The organism is Plantactinospora veratri, from assembly GCF_036421995.1.
Lineage (GTDB): Bacteria > Actinomycetota > Actinomycetes > Mycobacteriales > Micromonosporaceae > Plantactinospora > Plantactinospora veratri.
The window spans coordinates 270,173-294,352 of sequence record NZ_JAZGQL010000014.1; the positions used below are offsets into that span (position 1 = coordinate 270,173).

Genomic DNA, 24,180 nt, shown 5'->3' on the forward strand with positions numbered 1-24,180 from the left:
GGTGTGGCGGCTGGCCTCTGCGCCCGAACCGGGCGGGGTGGTGGAATGTCGCAATTCGGTGTGGCACCGCGCGGCGGTGCCGGCGCTCATCCCCAGGAGCCGGACGCCGTCATCGCTTGATCGCGATGGCCTTCGTCTCGACGTAGTCCTCGATGCCCTCGGTCCCGCCCTCCCGACCCTGGCCGCTGTTCTTGAAGCCGCCGAAGGGCAGCTCCGGCCGGTTGGGCATGGCGTCGTTGACCCCGATGACGCCGAACTCGAGCCGCTCCATCGCGTCCCAGAGCCGGTTGAAGTCCGCGCCGAACACGTAGGCGGCCAGCCCGTACGTCGTGTCGTTGGCCCGGGCGACCACGTCCTCGCCGTCGTCGAACGGATAGACCGGGAGCACCGGCCCGAAGGTCTCCTCGTGGGCGATCTGCATCCCCTCGTGCACGTCGGTCAGCAGGGTCGGCTCGTGGAAGGCACCCCTGAGCCGGGGGTCGTCCGGGATCCAACGCCCGCCGCCGGACAGCACGGTGGCCCCCTTCGCGACGGCGTCCTCGACGTGCCGCTCGACCTTGGCCAGGCCGGCGAAGTCGATCAGCGGACCGGTCGTCACCCCGGCGTCCAGCCCGCGCCCGAGACGCAGCGCGCCGATCCGCTCGGCGAGCCGGCCGGTCAGTTCGGCCAGCAGGGACCGGTGCACGAAGAGCCGGTTGATCGAGATGCAGCTCTGGCCCGCGTTGGGGAACTTCGCGAACATGAGGTTGTCGACCGTGCTGTCCAGATCCGCGTCGGGGAAGACGATGGCCGGCGAGTGACCGCCCATCTCCAGCGAGACGCGCCGCAGCACGGCACCTGGCCGGCGGGCCAGGCTCAGCCCGACCTCGGTGGAGCCGGTGAAGCTCACCTTGCGGATCCGGGGATCGTCCATGACCGCGTTGACGACCTCGGCCGGCCGCGAGGTGGTGAGGACGTTGAGCACGCCGGGCGGAAGCTGCTCGTTGATCAGCCTGGTCACCGCGACCGCGATCAGCGGGGTCTGCTCGGCCGGCTTGGCGACCACCGGCGAGCCGACCGAGAGCGACAGACCGATCTTTCGCATCAGCATGCTCGCCGGGAAGTTCCAGGGCGTGACCAGCAGCGCCGGGCCGACCGGAGAGGTGAGGACGACGCCGGGGCCGTGCGCCGAGGACGGGGTGATCCGGCCGTACGCCCGGCGGCCCTCCTCGACCCCCCACTCCAGCATGGCGGCGCCCCGGAGGATCTCGCCGTGCGCCTCGGCGTACGGCTTGCCGTTCTCGACCGAGAGCAGCCGGGCGAGCCCCTCGGCATGTGCGCGGATCGCCTGCACGGCGGCCCGCAGTCGCCCGGCCCGGGCCTCGGCCGCCTCGGCACGCCAGGCGTGGTACGCGCCCACCGCCGCGTCGACCGCGGCTCGTGCCTCCGCTTCGCCGGCGTCGGCGGCGCGTCCGACGACGTCGAGCGTCGCCGGGTCGAGTACGTCGAAGGTGGTTTCGGCGGTCGTCCACTTCCCGGCGATCAGCAGGGTCCGGCCGGGCTCGCCGGGCAGCAGACCGGCGTCGAATTCCGCGGTGACGGGCTGAGCCACGACACTCACTCCTCTTCCTGTGTTTGGGATCGGGTCTGCGTACGGACGCGGTCCGGGTCCGGCCGGAGCGCGGCGGATGCCGACGACGCGGCCGGCGCCGGTTCGAGCAGGGCGGTGCCGACGGTGGAGAGCGGGCCACCCTGGGACTGGCCGTACAGCCGGAGCCTCGTGCCGCCGTCGCCACCACCGGCCGGGTCGGGCCCGACCCAGACCGTGAAGTCCGCGCCGACCAGGTCCATCCCGCGGTACGACGCCGACAGCTCCCGCAGCACGCTGCCGGTGCCGCCGTACTCCAGCGCGCCCCGGGCCAGCCAGGCCATCTTCAACAGGCCGTGCACGATGGTTCCGGGCAGCCCGCTGGCCCGCGCGAAGGACTCGTCGTAGTGCGCCTCGTAGAGGTCGTCGGTGGCGACCGCGTACCGGACGACGTCCCGGCTGGAGACGGTGGTGGAGAAGACCCGGACCGCGTCCTCGGGCAGCTCCGTTCCGGTCGGCCGGCCGGCCGCGGCCGACCGCGCCCCGGTCGCCGTCGACGGTGCCGGCGGTCCTGCCGGCGACTCCGGGTACCGCCGGATCGCGGTGTACCGCAGCCTCGCCGCCTCGGCCCGGGAGCCGGCCCGGCGGTACAGGGTCTCGATGGTGTACAGCTCCAGCCGGCCGGTCCGGCCGTGCTTGGTCTCGGCGTCGATCACGGTGGAGCTGCGTTCGAGTGCGTCGCCGACCCGGACGTCCGCCAGCCACCGGCACGCGTTGCCGCCGTTGAGCCGGGCGGGCGCGTCGGGGATGCCCAGGGCGAAGGCGTCGACGTACTGCGCGCTCAGGAAGGACGGTGGCACCAGTTCCGCCTGGCCGTCGGCCGGCAGGTAGGGGTGCTGGGCGAGCCCGGAGACCTCCCGGACCCGCTCGGCCCGCCAGCGCTCGCAGACGAACGGCGCCCAGCCGGTGCTGTTGCCGACGATCGTGGCCGGGTCACGCATCGGGGCCTCCCGCCGGGCCGCGCTCCTCGTCCAGCCAGCTCGCCTCGCGCAGCGCGCTGCGTACCTGCGGGGCGATCGGCCGGTCGAGTTCCTCGTTGATGTGTGCGAGCAGCCCGGCGGTACGGCTGACGATCGCCACCCCCCGGTGCAGGTGCCACGGGACGCCGGCACCGAGCAGGATCGCCGCCGCCGCGCCGGTGGCGTTCACCACGAGCCGGCGCCCGGCCCGTTCCTCGATCGCGGCGCCGACCGCGGCGAGCCAGCCGGTCTCCTCGGTCGCGACGTCCAGCTCGGTCGCGACCTGTAGCAGCCGGATCGCCCGGGGGTCGCCGGTCCGGTGCAGCCCGTGCCCGAAGCCGGGTACCCGCCGGCCGTCGTCGAGGATCCGGCCGACCGCGTGCTCGGCCGCGACCCGGGGGCCGGTGCCGGCCCGCACCCGCGCGCCGATGTCGGCCAGCAGCTTGCCGGCCTGCTCCATCGAGCCGAGCAGCGAGCTGCCGGCGCCGAGCACACCGGCGGCCAGCGCGCCCTGGAGCGCGTCCGGCGCCGCCGAGTAGGTCAGCCGGGCGGCCAGCGCGCTCGGCTGCATCCCGTGGTCGACCAGGCTGACCAGCACGGCGTCGACCGCGCGGATCTGCGCGGCCGAGGGGCGCCGGCCGGTCACGCTGAGCAGCAGGGTCTCGGTGTACGAGGTGTGCCCGATCAGCTCCTCGACCAGGTCGTACCGGCGCAGTTCGATCCGCTGCGCGTTCGCGTGCCCGACGTTGGTGGAGATCCCGAGATCCGGGCGGCGCAGCGCCGGTTCGGAGGTCGCCTCGCTCATCGGCCGGCCCCACTGGCGGTGAAGGCCAGCGCGTCGAGCACCACGGTCCCGCCGTCGACCACCCGGATCGGGTTGCACTCGATCTCGCCGATCCCGGCCGTGCCGTCCCGCACGACGGCGTCGAGCCGGGCCAGTACGGCGGCGAGCTGCTCGGCCAGCCCCGGCACGCCGGCCGGCGCCCGCGTCTCGAACTGTGCCGAGAGCTTGAGCCGCCGCAGCTCGTGTTCGACGTACGCCGGGTCGTACGGCGGCACCAGGGTCCGTACGTCGTCGATCTCGTTCGCCCAGATCCCGCCGCTGCCGAGCACGGCGCGGCTGCCGAACGTCGCATCGGACAGCACCCCGACGATCAGCTCCGGCCCGGCCGGAACCTGCTCGACGACGAGTGCCCTGGTCATGCCGAACTGCCCGGTCATCCGCTCGTACGCCGCCGCGAGCCGGTCCGGGCCGTCGAGCCCGACCTCGACCGCTCCCTGCCGGGCGCGGTGCGCCAGGAAGGGCTCGACGAGCTTGAGCACGCACGGGTACCCGACCTCGTCGGCCGCGGTGAGCGCCTCCGCCACGGTGCCGACCCCGACCCGGCGCGGTGTGCGTACGCCCAGCCGGTCCAGCAGCTCCATCGTGCGCGCCTCGTCGAGGCCGTGCCGCTGCCCGTCCCCGAGCCACGGCAGATCGTCCCGCAGCGTCCCGCCGAGGTCGACCGTCGTCGCCGGACCGGACCGGCCGGGTGCCTGCCGCTGGCCCTGTCGACCGGCGCGGACGAGTCCCATCCCGCGCAGTGCCCGGGCCGGGTCGGCGCCGACCACCAGGCCGGCCTGGGCGGCCGCGAGGCGGATCCGGTCGCTGACGCCGAGCCAGGTGAGCACCAGCGGACTGCGCAGTTCGGCACGCGTCCGGACGAGGATGTCGATCAGCTTCTCGCCGAGGTACTCCATGCTGCCGAGGAAGACCAGCAGCGTGTCGACCGAGGGGTCGCGGTCGAGGATCCGCAGGGTGTTCGCCATCAGGTCGACGTCGTTGATCACCTGGGCGGTGAAGTCGATCGGGTTCGTCAGTCCGGCGAAGGCCGGCAGCGCCGCCCGCAGGTCCCGCATCGTCTCGTCGGCGAGGTCCGTCAGCGGTACGCCGTACCGGTCGCAGGCGTCCGACAGGTATGCCGCCGCGCCGCCGGAGTTGGTCGCCACCGCCAGCCCGTCGACCGGCGTCTCGATGGTCAGGGCACGGGCGACGTCGACGGCGTCGTCCATGCTCCGCAGCCGGACCGCGCCGAACCGGTCGAAGACGGCGTCGAAGGCGCTGTCCACACCGGAGAACTGGGCGGTGTGCGAGGCCACCGACCGGCTTCCCCGCTCGGACGCTCCGGACTTCAGCAGGAAGACCGGCTTGCCCGCGGACTGCAACTCGCCGAGCGCGACCGCCAGCTGGTCACCGTCCGCCACGCCCTCGACGTAGCCGAGCACGGCCGAGGTGGCCGGGTCGGTGGCGAGGTAGCGGAGGTAGTCGGGGAACGTCACGCCCGCCTCGTTGCCGGTGGCGATGACGTGTGAGAAGCGACCGCCCGCCCAGTACGCCTCGGTCAGCAGGTTGAAGGCGGTGCCGCCGCTCTGCGAGACGAGGGCCAACCCGCCCGCCTCGATCGCCGGCATGGTTTCCAGGGTCGTCGCGAACGTCGCGAAGGAGCGGTGCGCGAACGAGGCGAGCCCCAGACTGTTCGGTCCGGCGAGCGCGATTCCGGCGGATTCGGCGATGCGGGACAGCCGATCCTGGAGCGCCTTTCCGTCGGCGCCGGTCTCGGCGAATCCGCCGCCGAACACCACGGCCGCCCGCGCCCCGCGCTCGGCCGCCGCTTCCAGCGCGGCAACCGCCGCCTCCGCCGGAATGCAGATGACGAACAGCTCGACATCCGCCGGCAGCGAGGCGATGTCCGGATAGCAGCGGATGCCCTGCACCGACTCGTACTTGGGGTTGACCGGGTAGATCGACCCGCGGTAGCCACGGTCGGCGAGGATACGCAGGGGGCGGCCGCCGATCCGGTCGGGACGGTCGGACGCGCCGACGACAGCGATGCTCGACGGCCGCAACAGATAGCGGATCGACTCGTACCGCGGAGTCTGCATGGATTCTCCGTTCCAGGGGCCGACCGCCCGCAGCCAGGACGAACGGGGCCAGGGCCGGTGGTGATGATCGCAGAGTATGTGCACCGGGTGTTGTGAATGTCAACAGTCTCGCGGCAGGTCGGTCGTCGGCACGACGGCCCCCGACGACGGCGCGGAACACGCCCGGTGCCCGGACATCGACACGGCTGCGCGCGCCGGGCCCGGGAAGATCGACCGGACGCCCGACCGTGACCGGCACCGCCCGGTACGGCCGACCCGGGATGGTCCGGGTCCGGCATGGCAAACTTGCCCGCATGGTGGACGCGACCGCAGGCGGGGAGACGCTGGCGACAGATCTGGTGATAACCGAACTGCTCTCATTTCGGCTGCACCGGGTGGTCAACGCATTCGAGCGCAGCGCGGCCCTGCTCTTCCGCCGGGAATTCGATGTCAGCCTCGGTGAATGGCGGGCACTGGCGCTGCTCGGCGGCGGGGTGGCGAGCACCACGAATCGCATTGCCAGACTCGCCGGCATCGACCCCGCTCAAATGAGCCGCATCGTCACCAAGCTCGCCGACCGCGGTTTCGTCGTCCGTTCCAGCGGCCCCGGCAACAGTTCACCGATTTCGCTGACGCCGGCCGGCCTGCGCACCTACCGGGGTCTGATCGCGGCGGCGCGGGCCCGGAACACCGCCTTCCTCTCCGCCCTCACCGAGGACGAGATCGTCCATCTCAACAGCGCACTGGAGAAGCTCGCGAACCTCGCCATCGGCATGGAACGGGCCGGGCCGGACTGTGAGCCCGGCACGGCGGCGGAGATCGCCCGCTGATCCCGTCGGTCGCCCCGGGCGCCGGGCCCGCCCAGGACGCGTGAGACGACCGGCGGGCCGGACGGCGGGGCGGCCGCGCCGGACCGGAGACGCGCGGCAGGCGTAGCTCAGGCGATCCGGTCCAGGTCGCGACCTCGTACCCGCCCCGCCAGCGGTTGGCCGTTGGTCAGCCGGGCCACCTCGGCCACCGCGTGTTCGCCGAGCCGCCTCAGCTCGTGCCCCTGCGAGCCGGCCAGGTGGGGCGTGACCAGGACGTTCGGCAGCCGCAGCAGCGGGTGGTCCGCCGGTAGCGGCTCCGGTTCGGTGACGTCGAGCACGGCGTCGATCCGGCCGCTGCGGCACTGCTCGGTGAGAGCGACCGTGTCCACAAGCGAGCCACGGGCGGTGTTGACCACGGTGGCACCGTCCGGCAGCAGGGCCAGTCGCCGGGAGTCGAGCAGGTGACGGGTCTCCGGCAGTTCGGGCGCGTGGATGCTGACCACGTCGCTGCGGCGGCACAGTTCGTCGGTGTCGACGAGTTCGGCGCCGAACTGTCGCGCCTCGGCCGTGCTCAGGTGCGGGTCGGCGAGCAGCGGTCGGACGTCGAAGGCGCGCAGTCGCTCCAGGACGAGCCGGCCGATCCGGGACGCGCCGATCACCCCGACCGTCCGTCCGTACAGGCCGGTGCCGGTGCCGGAACGCCAGTCGCCGCCGGCCCGGTCGCGGGCGTACCAGTGGGCCCGGACGAGGGCCCGCTTGCCGGCGAAGACGACGGCCGCCACGGTGTACTCGGCGACCGGTACGGCGTTGGCCTGCGCGGCCGAGGAGACGGCGATGCCGCGCGCGAAGACGGCCGGGGTGACGTGCCGCTTCACCGAGCCGGCGGCGTGCACGACGGCGCGCAGCCGGGGCGTGACCGCGAGCACCCGCTCGTCGATCGGCGGGCAGCCCCACCCGGTGACCAGCACCTCGACCTCGCCGAGCGCGGCCCGGGCCGCCGGGCTGTCGAACGAGGTGAGGGCCGCGTCCGGTGCCAGTCGGACCAGCGTCCGCAGCCGCTGTAGCAGATCCGCGGGGAAGAGGGCGGGCAGCGCCCAGGTCTGCATGGCGAGGGCGGCGGCGGGGCGGTCCGGCACGGATCGTCTCCTGAACTGGCAGTTGTGTAAACGGTTACCCAAACGGGAGCCTAGGCAGACATAGGGCACGAGGTCTATGGGTTGACTAGCCTAGGTAAACGCTTTATCTTCGTGCCACCTTGTTTCGGTCACATGACGATCGTGATGATGGGAGGCCGCCGGGTGAGTGCCACCGATACCAGGCGGCCGTCGGAGATCCGGGCTTCCGAGGGCTCCACCGTCACCGGCGCCCGGCGCCGGCTCGGCCACCGCCAGCGGATCCGGCGCGATCTGGTCCTCCTGCTCCTCATGGCGCCGGGTGTGGCCTACTTCCTGGTCTTCCACTACGGCGCGCTGTTCGGCAACACCCTCGCCTTCGTCGACTACGTGCCGTTCCTGGGACTGGCCGGCAGTGAGTGGGTCGGGACGGACAACCTCCGGCAGATGCTCGGCGACCCCGGGTTCTGGAACGCGGTACGCAACACGCTGGTGATCGCCACACTCCAGCTCGTCTTCTTCTTCCCCGCCCCGCTCGCCCTGGCCCTGCTGCTGCACAGCCTGGTGGGCAGTACCGTCAAGCGGTTCGTGCAGAGCGTCGTCTACCTGCCGCACTTCCTCTCCTGGGTGATCGTCCTGGCCCTCTTCCAGCACATGCTCGGCGGCGCGGGCGTGCTCAACGGATGGTTGGCCGAACTCGGCCTGGGCTCGGTACACGTGATGGGCAACCCGGACAGCTACCGGCCGCTGGTCGTCGCGCAGCTGATCTGGAAGGAGTGCGGCTGGGCCACCATCATCTTCCTGGCCGCACTGTCCCAGGTGGACGAGCAGCAGTACGAGGCGTCGGCTCTCGACGGTGCCGGCTGGTGGCGGCGGCTGTGGCACGTGACGCTGCCCGGCATCCGCCCGGTGCTGGTGCTGCTGCTGGTACTGCGGCTCGGCGAGTTCCTCGACGTCGGCTTCGAGCAGTTCTTCCTACAGCGCCAGGCGGTCGGCCCGGAGGCCGGCGAGGTACTCGACACGTTCGTCTACTTCACCGGCTTCGCCAACGGCGAGTTCGGGTACGCGGCCGCCGCCGGGCTGTTCAAGGGCGTCATCGGGGTGGCCCTGGTCTACACCGCGAACAAGGTCGCGCACCGGCTCGGCGAGCAGGGGGTGTACCACCGATGAGGACCGTGGTCCGGCAGAGCCGGCCGAGCTACCCCGCCTGGCAGGGCAGGCCGGGACCGGGGATCCGGATCGCCAAGGCGGCCGCGCTGGCCTTCGTCGTGCTGCTCGTACTCTTTCCGATGTGGACCGTGCTGGCCACCAGCCTGGCCGCGCCACAGGACGTGATCGCGAACGGCGGCTGGGTGGTGTGGCCACGGCGGGTCAGCTTCGACGCGTACGTGGAAATTCTCGACGGCGGCATCGTGACGCGGGCGCTGCTGGTCAGCGCGGGCGTCACCGTGGTCGGCACGGCACTGAGCCTGGCCTGCACGGTCTTCCTCGCCTACGCGCTGAGCCGCCCCGGCCTCTACGGCGGCCGGCCGGTGCTGCTGCTGGTGCTCTTCACGTTCCTGTTCCCGCCCGGCATGATCCCGCTGTTCCTGGTGGTGCGCACCACCGGGCTGTTCGACCAGTACGCGGCGCTGGTCCTGCCGTTTCTGGTCAACGTCTTCAACCTCGTGGTGATGCGGGGCTTCTTCCAGTCGATCCCGGCCGAGCTGCTGGAGGCGGCCCGGATCGACGGTGCCGGCGACTGGGCGGTGCTGTGGCGGGTGGTGCTGCCGCTGTCCAAGGCGGTGCTCGCGGTCGTCGGGCTCTTCTACGCGGTCGCGTACTGGAACCGCTTCTTCGAGGCCATCATCTATTTCAACGACCAGTCGAAGTGGCCGATCGGCACGGTCCTGCGGCAGTACGTCACCAGCGGGGCCGACATCACCGGCGAAGCCTCCGCGGTCGCCGCGCCGCAGTCGACCCAGATGGCCGTGGTCGTACTCGCCACCGCGCCGATCGTCTTCGTCTACCCGTTCCTACAGCGCTACTTCGTCAAGGGCGTACTCACCGGAGCCCTCAAGGCCTGATCTCCACCCTCCCTCCTGAGAGGACGGACGCCATGACTGTTCACGCCACCCGGCGGTCGGTGCTGAAACTGGCCGGCGTCGGCGCGCTCGCCGGTACCGCCGGGCCGCTGCTCGCCGGCTGCGGCGACGGCTCCGGCGGCGACGTCGGCAACGCCGGCAAGGACCTCGTGCCCTGGCCCAGCTACCTGCCGTTCGCCGGACCGCCGCCGGACGCGCCCGGTGACGAGTCCGGCGTGCAGCCGCTGTACCTGAACTACCCGAAGCAGGTGGTCCGGTCGGTCGCCGACACCGTCGGGGACGGCTCCGAGGTCACCGCGATGGTCATCACGTACGGCGCACCGCCCAAGCCGGTGGAGGCGAACCGGTACTGGCAGGCGATCAACAAGGCGCTCAACGTCAACCTCAGGGTCGTGGTCGTACCCGACGCCGAGTACGGCCAGAAGATGACCACCCTGATGGCCTCCGGCGACGACCTGCCGGACATCATCATGTTCACCAACCTCGCCCTGCCCCGCGCCGCGGAGTTCATCCAGGCCCGGTGCGCCGACCTGTCCGACCTGGTCGGCGGCGACGCGGTCAAGGACTACCCCAACCTGGCCAACATCCCGACCCGCACCTGGCAGGGCATGGGCCGGATCAACGGCCGGATCTACGGCGTTCCGCTGGAGCGGCCCGTCCCCGGCAACAGCCTCTTCGTCAACCGCACCGCGCTGAACCAGGCCGGCGTGCCGAAGGACTGGGACGTCGAGGGGTACGTCGCCGCGACGAGGAAGGTCACCGGCGGCCGGCGGTGGGGCATCGCCGGCTCCAAGTCCCTCTTCGGCGGCCTCGGCGCGGTCACCTACCACGCCGGGTCGTTGGGCGCGCCCAACGGTTGGCGGGTGGAGGACGGAAAGTTCGTCAGTACGCTGACCACCCCGCAGTTCGAGGAGGCGCTCGGCGTCATGCGGCGCCTCGCCGAGGCCGGCGCGTACCATCCGGACACCCTGACGCTCAGCGCCACCGACCTACAGACGTTCTGGTACAACGGCACGGTGGTGTCGATCACCGACGGGTTCGGCACCGTCGCGCTGTCGAACATTTCCAAGATCGACCGTCGGTTCGAGTTCGACCTCGGCCGGCCGTACGGGCCGGCCCCGACGCCGTGGCGCGGCAACAGCCTCTTCGGCTACGTCGCCTTCAAGAAGGCGAGCACCGACCGGGTGCGGATGCTGCTGCGGATCAGCGACTACCTCAGCGCCCCCTTCGGCACCGCCGAGTTCGAGCTGGCCAACTACGGCGTCGAGGGGGTGCACCACACCAAGGATGCCGACGGGATCAGGACGACCGAGCTGTACAAGGTGGAGAACAGCACCAACCTGCCGGTCAAGTACCTGGGGGTCGCGCCCTCCGTGCTGTACCTCCCCGGCTTTCCCGAGGCGGCCCGGGCCGCCCACGAGTGGGAGAAGGCGGTCCTGCCGAAGAGCGTCGCCAACCCGGAGGTGGGGCTGCGCTCGGCGACCGCCAGCAGCAAGGGCGCCGAGCTGAGCCGGATCGCCGGCGACGCCGTCTCGGCGATCGTGTTCGGTCGCCGGGCGGCCACCACCTGGAAGGATGCGGTCAGCCAGTGGCGCCAGGCCGGCGGCGACCGGGTCGCGGAGGAACTCGCCGTCGAGTACGCGGCGGCGAAGTGAGCGCCGCTGGCGTTGCGGCGGCCGGCCGCGTCCCCGGCAGCGGGAGGGTCACCGGAAGCGGGGGCGGACCGAGTCGCGCACGACCAGGTGCGTGCCCAGGGTGACGTGCGGCGGGGTGCCGCCGCGCGCCTCGTGCTCCAGCGCGAGTCGCACGGCGGTGCGCCCCACCTCCTCGTGCGGCAGGTGCACGGTGGTCAGGCCGAGGTCGAGCGAGGGTGGCAGGTCGTCGAAGCCGACCATCGACACGTCCTCGGGCACCCGCAGCCCGTGCTCGGCCAGCGCCTTGTGGGCACCGCCGGCAAGGAGGTCGTTGACGCAGAAGACGGCGGTGAAGTCCGGCGGGCCGGCGACCAGCCGCTCCTTCATCATCCGGTACCCCTCGTGCCACTCCATCGTGCCCTCGACCTCCAGCGCCGGGTCGTGCGGCACCCGGTGCGCGTCCAGCGCCCGCCGATAACCGGCCAACCGCCCGTCGGCCGTGGTGTAGCCGGGACGGCGGCCGACGAAGAGGATCCGCTCGTGCCCGGCGGAGAGCAGATGGCTGGTGGCCGCGAAGGCACCACCGGCGTTGTCGTACTCCACCACCACGGCGGGGACGTCCGGGCCGAGCGGCGGCCGGCCGCACAGCACCAGCCGGGAACCGATCGCGGCCAGGGCGTGCGCGTACTGGCTCATCCGCTCGCGGTACTTCTCGTCGGCCACCACGTTGCCGACCAGGATCACCGCCTCGGCGTGCTGCTCCCGCATGAACTTCACCATCGCCAGCTCGCGCTCCGGGTCGCCACCGGTGGTGCCGATCAGGCAGAGCCGGCCCTCGGCGGCGGTCTGGGTCTCCACCCCCTGCGCGACGTGCGCGTAGTGCGGTGAGATCACCGAGTTGAGCACGATGGCGACGCTCTTGCTGGGCGTGCCGGCCAGGGCCCGGGCGTGCGCGTTGGCCACGTAGTCCAGTTCCTTGACCGCGCGCATGACCCGCGCTCGGGTGGCCGGGGCGGCCGGGTAACTGCCGCTGAGGATCCGGGAGACGGTCGCCACCGAGACGCCGGCCCGGTCGGCGACCTCGCGGATCGTGGACCGCCGCCGCCCACCCGCAGGTTCAGCCGTCCGCCGCGCCATCGTCCTCCATCCCGGGCAAGTGTTTCCGGAAAACGGTTACAGAAACAGGTCGCCGTGTCAACCCGCGGGCCATCGCACGGGCGCGCCACCGCCGGCCGGAAAGCGGGCGTACCCAGCCTGGGCGCCGAGGGTCAGCTCGACGCGCTCGCCGTCCGGGAACGTCACCACCACCCGGTCACCGTCGACCAGCACGGTGACCGACTCGGCGACCGCGGTCGGGTCGACGCGGTCACCGGTCAGTGCGACCAGGCAGACGTAGACCGCGCTACCGCCGGGATGGGCCGGCGCGGTCAGGTACGGGGTGGCGGAGAAGACCCCGTACGCGTTCGCGTCCAGGGCGCGGGCCACGGCGGCGTCCCGCAGCCCGTGCCGGCCGATCAGCACACTGGCCAGTCCGTCCGGCCGCCGCACCGCAGCCCAGCCGGGCCCGGTGTCGACGCTCGGCGGGCGGGTGCCGGCCAGCGCGTACCCGCCCTCGCGCACCTGACAGCCCGGTGGGGCGGTCACCCGGTGCACCCGCAGCTCCCACGGCCCGCGCACCACCGATGCCGTCTGCACCCGTACCTGGCCGGCCGGCAGTTCGTCCGAGTAGGCCGAGGCGGCGAACCGGTCGTGTACGGCGATCGGTTCGATGCGGCGGCGGCGGGAGACCGTGCCGTCCGGCCCGAGTACGGCGAGATGGCCGTCCACCGCCCGGGTCCGGGCCTCCTCGCCGGTGTCGGGGGCGGCGTGCGAGGCGTATCCGAACCGGGTGTAGTGCGGGTCCTCCAACCCGTCGGCGGCGAGGTGCCGGGCCCGGTCGCTGCCGTGGTTGACCAGCCGCACGATCCCGTCGTGCCGGGTGGCGTGCAGCAGCCAGCCGGGTGCGGGCAGCGCGACGACCCGGTCGGCCTCGTCGATCGGCGCCGCGCTCTCCCGGGCCGTCCACACCGGGTGGTCGGCGGGCAGCAGCAGGCCGAGGAAGGCCTTGCTGGCCCAGTACGGCGACGCCGGCCCGGAGTAGTGCTGGGTGCAGGGCAGGAACCTCTCGTACCAGCCGAGGTCGAGCAGTCCCCGCTCGTCCGGCACGCCCCGCTCGTGGAAGTGCCGCAGCACCCCGCTGGCGATCCGACGGGTGCGGCCGGGCGGCAGCGGGGTGGCGTCGGTCAGCTCGCCGAGCCAGAGCGGCGCGACGCTGGCGAACCGGTAGCACAGCGACCGACCCTGGTGCACCGGGGCGCCGTCCCGGCCGAACATGTGCTGGTACTGCCCCAGGAAGGCGCGCAGTCGCTCCCGGTACCGGTCGCCGCGTTCCCGGTCGCCGGACATCCGGGCCCACAGCAGCGGGTACAGGTGCATAGCCCAGCCCGCGTAGTAGTCGAAGCACTGCCCGGCACCGTCGGTGTACCAGCCGTCCCCGACGTACCACTGCTCGATCCGCTCCAGCCCGGCGTCGATCTCGGCGGGATCGTGCGGTGCCCCCACGGTGGCCAGGAACTGCCCGACCACCACCGGGAAGAGCACCCAGTTGCTCTGCCACGTCCGCTTGCCGGTGACGGCGGCCAGCCAGTCCACCACCCGCTGCCGCACCGGCGGGTCGAGCCGGTCGAAGAGCCACGGCCGGGTCTCGTGCAGGGCGAGGGCGATCGAGGCCGCCTCCACGAGTTGCTGGGAGCAGTCGGCCGGGGTCGGCCACGCGTACCGGTGTGCGGGGTCGGTGCCGTGGGCGAGGCCGTCCGCGTAGCGCTCGACCAGGGCCGCCGGCACGTCACCGCCGGCACCGGCGATCCGGAACGCGGCGAGCAGGAACGTCCGGGCGTACCCCTCCAGGCCGTCGCTGGACAGGCCGGCGCTGCTCGGCCGCCCGGGCAGGCGTACCTGGGAGAAGCCCGGCACCGCGTGGGGCACCACCGCGTCGAGCAGGCGGTCGGCGGTGGCCTCCCAGTGCGCCCGGGTCCACCCGGTGTACGGCGAGAGCCAGCCATCGACAGCCGGGTAGTTAGTTAAAGCGTTTGTACCGATGCGGAGGAGCATAGGTCACCGTCCGGACCACGATCAACCTTCGTGTACCAGCGTGACTAGCCGCAATCTCATCTCATTGACATCGATGCAACTCTCTGGTTACCTGCACGGCATAGTAAGCGTTTCCACAGCGGCCCCGGCCGCGACCCGACGAAGTGGAGTGCGCTATGCCCCAACTGCCCAGACGCAGCCTGCTGATGGGCGTCGCGATGGCCGGCGTCGCGACCCAACTCCCCGGCCCTCGACCGGCCGCCGCCGCACCGACCCGCGTCACACCGGCCCGCCCCGGGACGCCCGCCGCCGCCGACCCCGACGCCCGGGTGCCACTGCGCTGGCTCGACGGCGACGCGCCACGCGCCCTGGTCGGCACGACCTGGGGCGTGCCGTGGCCGCGCGGCGCCCTGCCCCGGGGCCAGGAACTCTGCCTGAGCACCGCCGCCGGTACGGCCGTACCCGTGCAGTCCTGGCCGATCGGGTTCTGGCCGGACGGCACGGTCAAGTGGACCGCCCACGCGATCGGCCCCGGCGTACCACCCGCCGCGGACTACCTGCTCCGCCCCGGCCAGCCCGCCGCACCCGACCTGCCGGTGCGGGTCACCGAGACCGCCAGGGTGATCGAGGTGGACACCGGCGTCGTCCGCTGCCGGATAGCCCGGCGCGGTCGGGTGCTGGTGCCCTCGATCGTCCGTGGCGACCGCACCGTCGCGGCGAACGGCACGCTGGTCTGCCTGCGGCGGGACGCCACCGGCGAGGACGAGGCGGGCACCGTCCGCCAGCAGCGGTTCACCGCCGAGATCCACGAGGTGCGGGTCGAACAGCGCGGCCCGGTGCGGGCGGTGGTCCGGGTCGACGGTCGGCACCGGGCCGCTCGGGGGCGCCGGGAGTGGTTGCCGTTCACGATCCGGCTCTACCTCTACGCCGGCGGCGACGGCATCCGCATGGTGCACAGCTTCGTCTTCGACGGCGACGAGCGCAAGGACTTCGTCAGCGGCCTCGGCGTCCGGTTCCAGGTACCGATGACCGACCAGCCGCACGACCGGCACGTGCGGTTCGCCGGGGACGGCACGGAGCGGGCCGGTGAGCTGGGTGGGGTGCTCGGCGAGGCCGTTCGCGGGATCACCGGCCTGCGCCGCGACCCGGGTGCGGCGGTACGGCAGGCGCAGGTCGCCGGAGAGCGGACCCCCGACGTGGCCACCTGGGACACCCGGGTGAGCAGCCGGCTGCACCTCGTGCCCACCTGGGGCGACTACAGCCTGCGGCAGCTCTCCGACGGCTGCTTCGACATCCGCAAGCGGACCCGCGCCGGGCACGGCTGGGTGCAGGTCGACACCGGTCGGCGCGCCGGCGGCCTCGGCTACGTGGGCGGGGTCTCCGGCGGTCTCGCCTTCGGCATGAAGGACTTCTGGCAGTTGCACCCGACCCAGCTCGACGTTCGGGGCGCGGCCGACGAGAGCGCCGAGGTCACCGTCTGGCTCTGGTCACCCGACGCCGCCCCGATGGACCTGCGCTTCTACCACGACGGGATGGGCCAGGACAGCTATCCGGAGCAGCTGGAGGGGCTCGAAATCACGTACGAGGACTACGAGCCCGGCTTCGGCAGCCCGTACGGGATCGCGCGTACCACCGAGATGTACTTCTGGGCGCTCGGCGGCACCCCCTCCGCCGAGCGGTTCGGCCAGCTCGCCGCGGCCGTCCGGACCCCGCCGCTGATCGTCGCCCCGCCGGCCCAGCTGCACGCGGCCGGCGTCTTCGGCGACTGGAGTCCGGTCGACCGGAGCACCCCGGCACGGCGGGAGATCGAGGACCGGCTCGACTTCCTCTTCGACTTCCACCGTGGGCAGGTCGAGCAGCGTTCCTGGTACGGATTCTGGAACTACGGCGACATCATGCACAGCTACGATCCGGACCGGCACGTGTGGCGCTACGACGTCGGCGGGTACGCCTGGGCCAACTCCGAACTCTCCCCCGACCTGTGGCTCTGGTACCAGTACCTGCGCTCCGGCCGGGCGGACGTGTTCCGGTTCGCCGAGGCGATGACCCGGCACACCGGCGAGGTCGACGTCTACCACCTCGGCAGGTACCGCGACCTCGGCACCCGGCACGGGGTGCTGCACTGGGCCGACAGCGCCAAGCAGCTGCGGATCAGCAGTGCCGCGTACCGGCGCTTCTACTACTTCCTCACCGCCGACGAGCGGGTCGGCGACCTGATGCGCGACCTCGTCGACGCCGACCGCACCTTCCTGGCTCTGGACCCGATCCGCAAGATCCGCACCGAGCCGTACGAGCCGGACCCGCACGCACTCGGGATCGGGTTCGGCACCGACTGGAGCGGCCTCGCGGCGGCCTGGCTCACCGAGTGGGAACGCGACGGCGACCCGGTCGCCCGGACCAAGCTGGTCAACACCGCCCGCTCGATCGCCGCCCAACCGAACGGCTTCATCCAGGGCGACGGCCTCTACGACCTCGACACCGGGCTGTTCGCGATCGGCGCGCCGAAGGTGAGCGTGGGCTCGCTCGGCGCCGTCTTCGGCCTGGTCGAGATCTGCGCCGAGCTTGTCGACCTGCTCGACCTGCCGGAGTTCACCGACGCCTGGTTGCAGTACTGCCGGCTCTACAACGGCACCGCCGCCGAGCAGATCACCGAGACCGGGCAGTCGTTCGGCAACCTCAACCTGCGCCAGGCCCACGCCCGGCTCACCGCGTACGCCGCCGCCAGGACCGGCAACCCGGCGCTGGCCGCCCGCGCCTGGCAGGAGTTCCACACCGGCCACGCCGGCTATCCACGCGACCTCGACTGGCGATCGGTCCGAATCGAGGGTCCGGCCGTGCTGAAACCCGTCGACGAGGCGAGCTTCGTCTCCACGAACGCGAGTTCCCAGTACGGCCTGGCCGCGATCCAGTGCCTGGCGCTGGTCGGCGACCACCTACCCGCTCAGGAGGAGCGATGAGACCGAGGACGAAGTTTTCCGCAGTGCTGGCCGTGACAACGCTGCTGACCGGCGCCGGCGTGGTGGTCGCCCTGGGAGCGGCGGCCGCGCCGGTCGGGTACGTGGCCGGGCCCGACGTCACGGCTGGCGCCCCGAACCGGCTGCCGGCCGACCCCCGTCGGATGGAGAGTCTCGGTCGCGGGGTCGTCGCCGTGCGATCGAGCGGCACCCAGGTGCTGGTCAGCTGGCGGCTGCTCGGTCTCGACCCCGCCGGTATCGGCTTCAACGTCTACCGTGGTTCCGGCGGCGGTGCGGCCGTCAAACTCAACCCGTCGCCGCTGACCGGCGGGACCAACTACACCGACACCACCGCGAACCTGGGCCAGGCGAACACCTACCACGTACGCCCGGTGGTCAACGGTGCGGAACAGTCGCCGAGCGGTTCGTTCACGCTCTCCGCCAACCACGCCACCGAACCGGTGGTCCGGGTGCCGTTGCGCGGCGGCGGGGCGGTCAAGTTCGTCTGGGTCGGTGACCTCGACGGCGACGGCGAGTACGACTACGTGCTCGACCGGCAGACCTCCCCGCAGACCGTCGAGGCCTACCGCGCCAACGGCCAGTTCCTCTGGTCGGTCAACATGGGCCCGAACAGCACCGACCAGAACAACATCGAGGGCGGCTCGGCCACCATCGACGTCGGCCACAACGACGGCGTCACCGTCTACGACCTCGACAGCGACGGCCGCGCCGAGGTCGCCCTGCGGATCGCCAACGGCGTCCGGTTCGGCAACGGCACCACCTTCACCAACAGCGACAACAACCGGCAGTTCATCGCCATCCTCGACGGCCTGACCGGAGCGCCCCGGGCCACCGCACCGGTGCCGACCGACTACCTCGCCGACGGCCCGATGTACGCCCGCTTCGGCGTCGGTCACCTCGACGGGGTCAACCCGAGCCTGGTCGCCTTCATGAAGAACCGGATCGGCAGCGGCGACTTCAACCTGATGATGGCCGCTTGGCGGTTCACCGGCCAGTCCCTCAGCCAGCAGTGGAAGTGGCTGCGTGGCAACCAGAACACCCCGGACGGGCACAACACCCGGATCGTCGACGTCGACGGCGACGGCCGGGACGAGGTCGCCGAGATCGGGTTCGTCCTGAACGGCAACGGCACGCTGAAGTACTCGCTGGGGCCGCAGGGCGTCATCCACGGCGACCGCTTCCACATCGCCAAGATGGATCCCAACCGGCCGGGTCTACAGGGCTACGGCGTCCAGCAGGTCAACCCCAGCGGGCTGCGTCAGTATTACTACGACGCGAGCAACGGCTCCATCATCTGGCGGCACGTCGAGTCCGGTACCGCCGACGTGGGGCGCGGCATGGCCGGTGACATCGACCCGCGCTTCCCCGGCATGGAGGTCTGGTCCTTCTCCGGGCTCTACAACGCGCCCACCAACCGGCTCGCCGAGCCGAACACCTCGCTACAGCCGTGGCCGCAGCTCGGGCTCTGGTGGGACGGCGACGTCACCATGGAGCTGCTCAACGACGGCAAGATCGAGAAGTGGAACCCGAACAGCCCGACCGCGAGTGGCAGCGTGCCCCGGCTGGTCAGCACCTGGAACTACGGTGCGGTCAACGCGAGCCAGGGCGTCCAGCCCACCTTCGTCGGCGACATCCTCGGTGACTGGCGCGAGGAGGTCGTCTACACCAACGCCGGCTACAACGAGCTGATCATCTTCACCACCAACCAGCCGAGCGGTACCCGGCTGTACACGCTGGCGCACAACCCCGCCTACCGCAACGCGATGACGCTGAAGGGGTACATGCAGTCCCACCACGTCGACTACTTCCTCGGCGCCGGCATGAGCACCCCGCCCCGGCCGAACATCGGCTACGCCGCCAGGTAGCGGTGGGCACGGCAGCAGGACGTGAGTGCAGCGGCCCCGGGTCGGGAGACCGGTACGGGGCCGCCCTGCTCAGCCATCGAGCAGCGTCCAGGTCTTGACACTCTCAATGTGAGCGCTAACACTCTTAGGGCAACAGCGCCCCTCGGGTCCGCGACGGAGCCGGTCGTCGCCCCAACCGCTCCCTGTCTCGATGTGTGCACCGGCCGCGGCGGCCGACCCGGATCGGAGTCTCGTGATGCGCATCCTGCCCGTCCTCACGCTCTCCGCGGTGGCGGCCGGCTTTCTGACCCTGGTGCCGGGCTCGCCCGCCCGGGCGGCCGCGGCGCTGCCGACCGGCGCGCGGTCGCTGGAGTCGGTCAGCCATCCCGGACGCTACCTGCGGCACCAGGACCACCTCGGGCGGCTCGACGAGGTGACCTCCGGCAGCACCGCCCAGACCAGGCTCGATGCCACGTTCACCGTGGTGAACGGGCTGGCGTCGCCGCGGTGCTACTCGTTGCAGGCCGCGAACGGGCAGTTTCTGCGGCACCGGGACTGGCGGCTGCGGATCGACCCCAACACCGGTGACCCGACGTTCCGGGCCGACGCCACCTTCTGCGCGGTCGACGGCGCGGTCGCCGGGTCGGTCTCGCTCGCCTCATACAACTACCCCGACCGGCGGATCCGGCACCGCGACTCCGCGCTCTGGCTGGACCCGCACCAGGACACCGCGACGTTCCGGGCGGAGAGTTCGTTCCGGCTGACCGCACCGTGGGCGCCGAAGACCACCAGGGGCCCGGTCATCCCGGGCCTCTTCGCCGACCCGCACCTCACCACCTTCCACGGCCGCTACTACCTCTATCCGACGACCGACGGGTACGCCGGCTGGAGCGGCACCTACTACAAGGCGTTCTCCTCCACCGACCTGGTCAACTGGACCGACCACGGGGTGATCCTCGACCACGGGCCGGACGTGTCGTGGGCGGACGACTCCGCCTGGGCCCCGGCGGTCGCCGCCGGCAACGGCCGCTACTACCTCTACTTCAGCGGAGGGGCGGCCAGCGGCAACACCGCCAAACAGCTCGGCGTCGCCGTCGCGGACACCCCGACCGGTCCGTTCCGCGACGCGCTGGGGCATCCGCTGGTGCGCGCCGGCCAGTTCCCGGGCGGCCAGGCGATCGACCCGATGGTCTTCACCGACGACGACGGGCAGTCCTACCTGTACTGGGGACAGGGCGTGGCCCGCGCCGTACGGCTGAACGCCGACATGGTCTCGTACGACCCGGCCCAGGTACGCACCATCACCCCGGCCGGCTACAACGAGGCGCCGTTCGTGTTCAAGCGGAACGGCACCTACTACCTGATGTGGTCCGAGAACGACACCCGCAGCGAGGACTACCGGGTCGCCTACGCCACCGGAACGTCACCGCTCGGGCCGTGGACCAACCGCCGCGTCGTACTCCAGAAGCGGCTCGACGCGGGCATCAAAGGCACCGGCCACCACTCGGTGGTACGGGCGCCCGGCACCGACACCTGGTACGTCGCCTATCACCGGTTCGCCGTGCCGGCCGGCAACGGCACCAACCGGGAAACCACCATCGACCGGATGGAGTTCGACGCCGACGGCACCATCCGGCCGATCGTCCCCACCGCCTAGGGCCACCGGAGGCAGCCTCATGTCGAGAACCATCGCCCGGCTCAGCGCGGTCCTCGGCGCCGCCTGCCTGCTCTTCACCTCGTGGTCGGCGACGGCGCCGGGACAGGCGGCGGCGCTGGATCCGTTCACCGGCTACCTGATGGCGCACTTCGTCGGTGAAGGGGCGGCCGGCCAACAGATCTCCGTCGCGCACAGCCGGGACGGGCTGCACTGGGCCGACCTCAACAACGGAGGTCCGGTCCTGCGCTCGACCGTGGGTACCCGTGGAGCGCGGGACCCCGCCCTGGTCCGCTCCCCCGCCGGAGACCGTTACTGGATCATCGCGACCGACCTCTGCATCGGCTGCGGACAGGACTGGGACGGCGCCGTCAACAACGGCAGCCGCAACCTCGTCGTCTGGGAGTCCACCGACCTGGTGAACTGGTCGGCGCCCTGGCTGCTCAACGTCGCCGGTGCGATCCCGGACGGACGCAACGCCTGGGCGCCGGAGGCGATCTGGAACCCCGCCACCGGCGACCACGTCCTCTACTGGGCCACGAACGCGACCCGCGGCGGGGTGCTGAAGCACCGCATCTACTACGCCCGGACGACGGACTTCCGCAGCATCACCACCCCGCAGGTGTACATCGACCGGGCCGGAGCCCAGGGCATCATCGACACCCAGATCGTCGAGGTTCCGGCCGGCGTCGGCGGCCACCGCTACGTGCGGGCCTCCGGCGACGGCCAGATCACCGTCGAGGGGAGCAACTCGATTCTCGGCACCTGGACCACCCTCGGCAACCTGGCCGGGATCGGCCTGACCGGCTCGCAGGTCGAAGGTCCGATGTGGATGAGATTCAACAGCCGCGCCGAGTGGGCCCTCTACCTCGACCAGTACTCCTCCGGGCGCGGATACCTTCCCGTGCTGACCACCAACCCGTCGAACCCCGGCGGCTACCGGATTCCGGCGTCCGGTTCGTACGGCATGGGCGGCACCGTCAAGCGCCACGGCTCGATCCTCAACCTGACCGCCGCCGAGGAGAGCCGGGTGCTCGCCCGCTGGGGCAACAGCACACCGGTCAACCGGATCCAGTCCTACAACCACCAGGACCGGTACGTGCGGCACGCCGACTTCGACGTACGCCTCGACGCGAACGTCAGCCCCGCGCAGGACGCCCAGTTCCGGCTCGTACCCGGGCTGGCCGGCGGCACCGACACCAGATCGTTCGAATCGGTGAACTTCCCCGGCCACTACCTCCGGCACTACGACTTCGACTTCCGGCTGGAAGCCAGCGACGGCACCGCCACGTTCGCGGCCGACGCGACGTTCCGGCCCGTCGCCGGACTCGCCAACCCCTCGTGGACCTCGTACCAGTCACACAACCATCCCGACCGTTACATCCGGCACAGCGGCTACCTGCTCCGGCTGGACCCGATCGGCGACGCACAGGGCCGAAGCGATGCCACCTTCCGCACGACCACCTAGCCGTACGCCGAGGTCTGCGGCGGTGCTCCGACGGCGCAGGCCGCCGACGAACGTTCCGATATAGCTCGAATATCGGACCTCACCGGAGGGTGTCGGTGGGCCGGCGTCGATCCGACCGGCACCTCCGACACCCCGGTGAGGACGACGGCATGCTTCCCATCACCAGTGCCGCCGGTCGGGCGCCGCTGGCGTCCCTGCTCAGCTACGTCCGCCCGCACGCCCGTGGACTGCTCGGTGGAGCGGCGCTGATGTTCCTCGGCGGACTGGCCAACCTCGCCCAGCCGATGGTGGTCAAGAGCCTGATCGACGCGCTGACCGGCGGCACCCCGTACCGGGAGCCGATGCTGCTGCTGGTGTCGCTGCTGCTGCTCAGCGTGGTCGTCGGGGTCTGGGGCATGTACCTCGTGGAGTTGACCGCCGAGAGCGTCGTGTTGACCGCGCGCCGCCGGCTCGTCGCCCGGCTGCTGCGCCTGCGCATCGCGGTCTTGGACGGCGCCGAGCCTGGGGACCTGCTGTCCCGGGCGACCGGAGACACCACCCAACTGCGCGCGGCGGCGACCAGCAACGTCGTCGACCTGGTGGCGGGGGTGCTCCAGATCGCCGGGGCGGTGGTCCTGATGGCGCGGCTCGACGCGGTCCTGCTCACGGTGGTACTGGTCGTACTGCTGGTGCTCGCCGCCGTGACCCTGGCGCTGGTCCCCCGGATTCGCAGCGCCGGGGAGCAGGCGCAGGAGGCGGTCGGCGGAATGGGCGCGGTCCTCGAACGTACCCTGGGCGCCTTTCGGACGGTCAAGGCCAACGGCGCCGAGGAGCGGCAGGCCGCCGCCGTGCACGCCGCGGCCCGGCAGGCGTGGCGGCGGGGGCGGCAGGCGGCGCGGTGGGTCTCGCTGGCCGGCATCGCCACCGGCCTCGCGGTCCAGGTCGCCTTCATCGTGGTGCTCGGGGTGGGTGGGGCACGGGTCGCCGCCGGCGGTCTCGCCGTGTCGTCCCTGGTCGCCTTCCTGCTGTACCTCTTCTACCTGGGCGGCCCGGTGACCCAGCTGGTCGGTGGCGTGACCGGGCTACAGGCGGGCCTGGCCGCCGTCCGGCGCATCGACGGGATCGCCGAGCTCGCCGCCGAGGACCTGGACCGGCCCGGGCACGCCCCGGCAGGGAGCATCCCGGCGCCCGTGACGGTGGCGTTCCGGAACGTCTCGCTGCGGCACCGACCCGGCGGCCCGGCGGTCCTGGAACACGTCGACCTGCGGCTGCCGGCGACCGGTCTGACCGCTGTCGTGGGACCCTCCGGAGCCGGCAAGACGACCCTGCTGGCGCTGATCGAGCGCTTCTACGACCCCAGCAGCGGGCAGGTCGAGATCGACGGCCGCGACGTACGGGACTGGCCCCTGGCCGACCTGCGCGCCCGGATCGGCTACGTCGAGCAGGACGCCCCGGTCCTCTCCGGAACGCTGCGGGACAACGTGACGATGGGCTCGGCACACGCACCGGAGCCGTGGCTGGCGGAGGTCCTCGAACAGACCCGCCTCGTTCCGCTGCTCCGGCGGCTGCCGGACGGCCTCGACACCACCGTCGGCCACCACGGTACGACGCTGTCCGGCGGGGAACGGCAACGCATCGCGATCGCCCGTGCCCTGCTGCGCCGACCGGGGCTGCTGCTGCTCGACGAGCCGACCTCGCAGCTCGACGCCATGAACGAACGCGCGCTCGGTGAGATCGTCGCCGCCGTCTCCCGGACCACCACGGTGGTGATGGTGGCGCACCGGCTCTCCACGGTGACCCGGGCCGACCGCATCGTCGTGCTGGACGCGGGCCGGATCAGCGCGGTGGGCACCCACGCCGACCTCGTGGACGGCTGCGAACTCTACCGGGGGCTGGCCGCCACCCAGTTGCTGGCCGGAGCCGGTACGCAGCCGCTGAGGCAAAGCTCCGATATCGCAACAATATAGATCGACCTCGGATAGTGCTTGCACCGGGCTCCGGACGC

The 24,180-nt window shown here is 72.0% G+C and carries 16 protein-coding genes; 9 read left to right on the forward strand and 7 right to left on the reverse strand.

Features of this window, described 5'->3' with window-relative positions:
- Positions 1 to 109: 109 nt before the first annotated feature.
- From V1634_RS19960 to V1634_RS19975, 4 genes are read right to left on the reverse strand one after another with little or no spacing between them, the layout of a single operon-like run.
- Positions 110 to 1,591: an NAD-dependent succinate-semialdehyde dehydrogenase gene (locus V1634_RS19960; RefSeq protein WP_331209395.1), complete on the reverse strand. Its 1,482-nt coding sequence runs from the start codon at positions 1,589 to 1,591 to the stop codon at positions 110 to 112.
- Positions 1,592 to 1,596: 5 nt separating this feature from the next.
- Positions 1,597 to 2,568: an FAS1-like dehydratase domain-containing protein gene (locus V1634_RS19965; RefSeq protein WP_331209396.1), complete on the reverse strand. Its 972-nt coding sequence runs from the start codon at positions 2,566 to 2,568 to the stop codon at positions 1,597 to 1,599.
- Positions 2,561 to 3,391: a citryl-CoA lyase gene (locus V1634_RS19970; RefSeq protein ID WP_331209397.1), complete on the reverse strand. Its 831-nt coding sequence runs from the start codon at positions 3,389 to 3,391 to the stop codon at positions 2,561 to 2,563. The genes V1634_RS19965 and V1634_RS19970 overlap by 8 nt, the downstream gene beginning before the upstream one ends.
- A complete protein-coding gene (locus tag V1634_RS19975; protein WP_331209398.1) occupies positions 3,388 to 5,508 on the reverse strand; it encodes an acetate--CoA ligase family protein in 2,121 nt (706 codons plus the stop codon). Before V1634_RS19975 ends, V1634_RS19970 begins: the two co-directional genes overlap by 4 nt.
- 293 nt (positions 5,509 to 5,801) lie before the next feature.
- Between V1634_RS19975 and V1634_RS19980 the strand changes: the two genes are divergently transcribed.
- Positions 5,802 to 6,317, forward strand: coding sequence for a MarR family winged helix-turn-helix transcriptional regulator (locus V1634_RS19980; protein WP_331209399.1), 516 nt, complete (start codon positions 5,802 to 5,804; stop codon positions 6,315 to 6,317).
- Positions 6,318 to 6,424: 107 nt separating this feature from the next.
- Here the strand turns inward: V1634_RS19980 and V1634_RS19985 are convergent, their stop codons facing one another.
- On the reverse strand, positions 6,425 to 7,432 hold the full coding sequence (locus V1634_RS19985; RefSeq protein ID WP_331209400.1) for a hydroxyacid dehydrogenase: 1,008 nt from the start codon (positions 7,430 to 7,432) through the stop codon (positions 6,425 to 6,427).
- 162 nt (positions 7,433 to 7,594) lie between these two features.
- Between V1634_RS19985 and V1634_RS19990 the strand changes: the two genes are divergently transcribed.
- Genes V1634_RS19990 through V1634_RS20000 form a run of 3 tightly spaced genes read left to right on the forward strand, consistent with a single transcriptional unit; the run spans position 7,595 to position 11,147 of the window.
- On the forward strand, positions 7,595 to 8,578 hold the full coding sequence (locus tag V1634_RS19990) for an ABC transporter permease (RefSeq protein ID WP_331209401.1): 984 nt from the start codon (positions 7,595 to 7,597) through the stop codon (positions 8,576 to 8,578).
- Positions 8,575 to 9,474 carry a carbohydrate ABC transporter permease gene (locus V1634_RS19995; protein WP_331209402.1) on the forward strand — a complete coding sequence of 300 codons (900 nt, stop codon included), beginning with the start codon at positions 8,575 to 8,577 and terminating at the stop codon, positions 9,472 to 9,474. The genes V1634_RS19990 and V1634_RS19995 overlap by 4 nt, the downstream gene beginning before the upstream one ends.
- 32 nt (positions 9,475 to 9,506) lie before the next feature.
- Positions 9,507 to 11,147 (forward strand): extracellular solute-binding protein, encoded by a 1,641-nt coding sequence (locus V1634_RS20000; RefSeq protein ID WP_331209403.1) that lies wholly within the window; start codon positions 9,507 to 9,509, stop codon positions 11,145 to 11,147.
- 48 nt (positions 11,148 to 11,195) lie between these two features.
- Here V1634_RS20000 and V1634_RS20005 read toward each other — a convergent pair whose 3' ends face one another.
- Together V1634_RS20005 and V1634_RS20010 are read right to left on the reverse strand one after the other, a co-directional pair.
- A complete protein-coding gene (locus V1634_RS20005) occupies positions 11,196 to 12,263 on the reverse strand; it encodes a LacI family DNA-binding transcriptional regulator (RefSeq protein ID WP_331209404.1) in 1,068 nt (355 codons plus the stop codon).
- A gap of 57 nt (positions 12,264 to 12,320) precedes the next feature.
- Complete coding sequence (locus V1634_RS20010) at positions 12,321 to 14,276, reverse strand: DUF2264 domain-containing protein (protein WP_331209405.1); 1,956 nt, start codon at positions 14,274 to 14,276, stop codon at positions 12,321 to 12,323.
- Between the two features lie 155 nt (positions 14,277 to 14,431).
- On the opposite strand from V1634_RS20010, the gene V1634_RS20015 reads away from it, so the two are divergent.
- The 5 genes from V1634_RS20015 (at position 14,432) to V1634_RS20035 (ending at position 24,142) form a co-directional block, all read left to right on the forward strand.
- Complete coding sequence (locus tag V1634_RS20015) at positions 14,432 to 17,212, forward strand: exo-rhamnogalacturonan lyase family protein (RefSeq protein WP_331209406.1); 2,781 nt, start codon at positions 14,432 to 14,434, stop codon at positions 17,210 to 17,212.
- Complete coding sequence (locus tag V1634_RS20020; RefSeq protein ID WP_331209407.1) at positions 17,209 to 19,095, forward strand: rhamnogalacturonan lyase family protein; 1,887 nt, start codon at positions 17,209 to 17,211, stop codon at positions 19,093 to 19,095. Before V1634_RS20015 ends, V1634_RS20020 begins: the two co-directional genes overlap by 4 nt.
- A 235-nt stretch (positions 19,096 to 19,330) precedes the next feature.
- Positions 19,331 to 20,731, forward strand: a complete 1,401-nt coding sequence (locus V1634_RS20025) for a family 43 glycosylhydrolase (RefSeq protein WP_331209408.1) — start codon at positions 19,331 to 19,333, stop codon at positions 20,729 to 20,731.
- 19 nt (positions 20,732 to 20,750) lie between these two features.
- Complete coding sequence (locus tag V1634_RS20030; protein WP_331209409.1) at positions 20,751 to 22,196, forward strand: glycoside hydrolase family 43 protein; 1,446 nt, start codon at positions 20,751 to 20,753, stop codon at positions 22,194 to 22,196.
- Positions 22,197 to 22,345: 149 nt separating this feature from the next.
- Positions 22,346 to 24,142: an ABC transporter ATP-binding protein gene (locus tag V1634_RS20035; protein ID WP_331209410.1), complete on the forward strand. Its 1,797-nt coding sequence runs from the start codon at positions 22,346 to 22,348 to the stop codon at positions 24,140 to 24,142.
- Positions 24,143 to 24,180: the final 38 nt, after the last annotated feature.

What these genes read in the sequence shown, in the direction of transcription:
- V1634_RS19965 (WP_331209396.1), bottom strand. Translation starts at nt 2,568, where the DNA reads ATGCGTGACCCGGCCACGATCGTCGGCAACAGCACCGGCTGGGCGCCG.
- V1634_RS19970 (WP_331209397.1), bottom strand. Translation starts at nt 3,391, where the DNA reads ATGAGCGAGGCGACCTCCGAACCGGCGCTGCGCCGCCCGGATCTCGGG.
- V1634_RS19975 (WP_331209398.1), bottom strand. Translation starts at nt 5,508, where the DNA reads ATGCAGACTCCGCGGTACGAGTCGATCCGCTATCTGTTGCGGCCGTCG.
- V1634_RS19980 (WP_331209399.1), top strand. Translation starts at nt 5,802, where the DNA reads ATGGTGGACGCGACCGCAGGCGGGGAGACGCTGGCGACAGATCTGGTG.
- V1634_RS19995 (WP_331209402.1), top strand. Translation starts at nt 8,575, where the DNA reads ATGAGGACCGTGGTCCGGCAGAGCCGGCCGAGCTACCCCGCCTGGCAG.
- V1634_RS20000 (WP_331209403.1), top strand. Translation starts at nt 9,507, where the DNA reads ATGACTGTTCACGCCACCCGGCGGTCGGTGCTGAAACTGGCCGGCGTC.
- V1634_RS20005 (WP_331209404.1), bottom strand. Translation starts at nt 12,263, where the DNA reads ATGGCGCGGCGGACGGCTGAACCTGCGGGTGGGCGGCGGCGGTCCACG.
- V1634_RS20010 (WP_331209405.1), bottom strand. Translation starts at nt 14,276, where the DNA reads ATGCTCCTCCGCATCGGTACAAACGCTTTAACTAACTACCCGGCTGTC.
- V1634_RS20015 (WP_331209406.1), top strand. Translation starts at nt 14,432, where the DNA reads ATGCCCCAACTGCCCAGACGCAGCCTGCTGATGGGCGTCGCGATGGCC.
- V1634_RS20020 (WP_331209407.1), top strand. Translation starts at nt 17,209, where the DNA reads ATGAGACCGAGGACGAAGTTTTCCGCAGTGCTGGCCGTGACAACGCTG.
- V1634_RS20025 (WP_331209408.1), top strand. Translation starts at nt 19,331, where the DNA reads ATGCGCATCCTGCCCGTCCTCACGCTCTCCGCGGTGGCGGCCGGCTTT.
- V1634_RS20030 (WP_331209409.1), top strand. Translation starts at nt 20,751, where the DNA reads ATGTCGAGAACCATCGCCCGGCTCAGCGCGGTCCTCGGCGCCGCCTGC.
- V1634_RS20035 (WP_331209410.1), top strand. Translation starts at nt 22,346, where the DNA reads ATGCTTCCCATCACCAGTGCCGCCGGTCGGGCGCCGCTGGCGTCCCTG.